Source organism: Microbacterium sp. B19, from assembly GCF_000333395.1.
Classification (GTDB): Bacteria; Actinomycetota; Actinomycetes; order Actinomycetales; family Microbacteriaceae; genus Microbacterium.
The window spans coordinates 1-2648 of the sequence record NZ_BADA01000130.1 but is presented as its reverse complement, the minus strand read 5'-3'; the positions used below and the strand labels follow the sequence as shown (position 1 = coordinate 2648).

The following is a 2648-nucleotide window of genomic DNA, read 5'->3' as shown; positions in this document are numbered from 1 at the left end:
TCTCGACCTGGCATTCGAGAAGAACGATGTCGCCGACGAGGTGCGGCACCTCCGGCTGCACGTCGAGGTCGCGATGCGGCTCATGCACGCGGCGCTGCCCGCGATGCTCGAGCGCGGTGGCGGCCGCATCATCAACGTCGCGTCGGTCGCCGGGTTCGTCCCGCGGGGCACCTACGGCGCCGTCAAGGGCTGGCTGATCTCCTTCAGCCGCTGGGCGAACGTGACCTACGCCCCGCGCGGGGTCACCGTCACCGCGGTCTGCCCCGGATTCGTGCACACGAACTTCCACGAGCGCCTCGGACTCCCGCCGGGGGAGGAGGGCGTGCCGCCGGGGATGTGGCTCGACGCCGAGACCGTGGTGCGCGAGGGCCTGCGCGACGCCGCCCGCGGCCGGGCCGTGTCGATCCCGTCGTGGCGGTACAAGCTCCTCGTCGCCGCGTCGCGGCTCCTGCCCGACGCGACAGTCGTGCGCGCCGCGTCCCGAGGGCGCTGAGCTCAGCGGAAGCGACCGGCGTGGATGCCGGCGAACGCCAGCGCCGCGATCGTCTCGCCGTCGGTGATGGTGCCGTCGGCGATGAGCCCGAGCGCCTCGGCGAACGGCACCCAGCGCACGGCCTCGATGCCTTCCTCGCGCTGTGAGGACGTGGCATCCGCGATGCTCAGGTCGCGCGCGAGGAACACGTGCTCCGGCGCGTCGGCGATGCCGTTGAGCGCGTTCATCCGGCCCAGGTAGTCCCAGCGCGCGGCAGTCACGCCGCTCTCCTCCCGGAGTTCGCGCTGCGCGGCGACGAGCGGGTCCTCGCCGTCGCTCCCGCCCGCGGGTACCTCGAGCGAGCGTCCCGTCGTGTAGCGCTCGAGTTCGACGAGGCAGACACGGTCGTCGTCGTCCAGCGCGACGACGAAGACGGCGGGCTGCTGCATCTGCACGACGCCGTAGATCCCGTCGCCGTCGGGCCCGGTCACCTCGTCCTCGCGTACGCGGATCCAGCGGTTCTCGTACACGGTGCGGGAGGAGCGAGTCGACCAGGCCATGAGCCGAGCCTAGGGCGGAGCGGATCCCGGTTCCTCCCGCAAACAGGAGAGGCCGGAGGGAGGGGTGTCCGAACCGATAACCTGAGAGCATGACGCACTCCGGCAACCCCTTCGGTCAGGTGCTCGTCGCGCTCGTCACTCCGATGACGGCCGACGGCGAGGTCGATTGGCCCGCCGTCGAGAAGCACATCGACGACGTCGTCAGCGCGGGCGCCGACGGTGTCGTCGTCACGGGCACGACGGGCGAGACCTCGACGCTCACCGACCCCGAGAAGCTCCGCCTCGTCGAGGTCGGCAAGGACGTCGCGGCCGGCCGCGCCAAGATCATCACCGGTGGCGGGTCGAACGAGACCGCGCACGCCATCGAGCTGTACAAGGCGAGCGAGAAGGCCGGCGCCGACGGCATCATGATCGTCACGCCGTACTACAACAAGCCCACCCAGGCCGGCATCCTGACCCACTTCCGTCTCGTCGCGGATGCCACCGACCTTCCGGTGATCCTCTACGACATCCCCGGCCGCACCGGCGTCGAGATCAAGTACGAGACGATCCTGCGCCTCGCGAAGCACCCGAACATCCTCGCCGTGAAGGACGCCAAGGGCGACTTCAGCGAGGTCAGCCGCGTGCTCAACCAGACCGACCTCATGTACTTCTCCGGCGATGACGCCAACGTCCTGCCGCACCTGGCGATCGGCGCCGCCGGTCTCATCGGCGTCACGGCGAACATCACGGCCACGCCCTACCGGACGATCGTGGATGCCGTGAACCGCGGCGACCTCGCGACGGCCACCGCCGAGCACAAGCGCCTCGAGCCGCTCGTCCGGGCCGTCATGACGCACGTGCCGGGCACGGTCGCGGCCAAGTACATCCTCCACGGCCTCGGCCGCATCGGCAGCCCGCGCGTGCGTCTGCCGCTGGTCGGCCCGGAGGAGTGGGAGGCCGCGACCATCGAGGACGAGCTGGCGCTGGTCCGCGACGTCCCGGGCGCCGACTTCTCCAACTTCCGACCCGACCGCAACGCGGCGGCCGGCGGTGCTCTGCCCAAGGTGCACGGCACCACGAGATAAGACATCGGCGTCCGCCGAACCGCGGCCAGGGACGCCACACGAAGGGATGCCGCACGGCGGCATCCGAGGAGGCACCATATGCCCACGACCGTTTACGATCCCCCCGCCCTCGCCCCCGGAACCCTCCGCGTCGTCCCGCTCGGCGGGCTCGGCGAGGTCGGTCGCAACATGACCGTGTTCGAGTTCGAGGGCAAGCTCCTCATCGTCGACTGCGGCGTGCTGTTCCCCGAGGAGCACCAGCCCGGTGTCGACCTGATCCTCCCCGACTTCGAGCCGATCCGGCACCGTCTCGACGACGTCGTGGGCGTCGTGCTCACGCACGGCCACGAAGACCACATCGGCGCCGTCCCCTACCTGCTGAAGCTCAAGAGCGACATCCCCCTCATCGGCTCCGGTCTGACGCTCGCGCTCATCGAGGCGAAGCTCAAGGAGCACCGCATCCGGCCCTACACGCTCACGGTGAAGGAGGGTCAGCGCGAGCAGGTCGGTCCGTTCGACCTCGAGTTCGTCGCGGTGAACCACTCGATCCCGGATGCCTGGCCTCGCGTC

Annotated in this window: 4 protein-coding genes; 3 read left to right on the top strand and 1 reads right to left on the bottom strand. The window is 70.3% G+C overall.

Annotated features, from left to right (window positions below; all coding sequences use genetic code 11):
• The coding region (locus tag I5G_RS20680; protein ID WP_022878059.1) for an SDR family oxidoreductase at nt 1-493 on the top strand (493 nt) is incomplete at its 5' end.
• Between the two features lie 2 nt (nt 494-495).
• On the opposite strand, the gene I5G_RS04890 is transcribed toward I5G_RS20680, so the two are convergent.
• Complete coding sequence (locus tag I5G_RS04890) at nt 496-1032, bottom strand: NUDIX hydrolase (RefSeq protein ID WP_022878058.1); 537 nt, start codon at nt 1030-1032, stop codon at nt 496-498.
• Between the two features lie 89 nt (nt 1033-1121).
• Between I5G_RS04890 and dapA the strand changes: the two genes are divergently transcribed.
• Together dapA and I5G_RS20675 are read left to right on the top strand one after the other, a co-directional pair.
• A complete protein-coding gene (gene dapA / locus I5G_RS04885) occupies nt 1122-2099 on the top strand; it encodes a 4-hydroxy-tetrahydrodipicolinate synthase (RefSeq protein WP_022878057.1) in 978 nt (325 codons plus the stop codon).
• A gap of 78 nt (nt 2100-2177) precedes the next feature.
• A partial coding sequence (locus tag I5G_RS20675; RefSeq protein WP_036326362.1) for a ribonuclease J occupies nt 2178-2648 on the top strand: 471 nt, incomplete at its 3' end.

Coding starts and splice junctions, on each gene's coding strand:
- I5G_RS04890 (WP_022878058.1), bottom strand. CDS start 1,032: ATGGCCTGGTCGACTCGCTCCTCCCGCACCGTGTACGAGAACCGCTGG.
- dapA (WP_022878057.1), top strand. CDS start 1,122: ATGACGCACTCCGGCAACCCCTTCGGTCAGGTGCTCGTCGCGCTCGTC.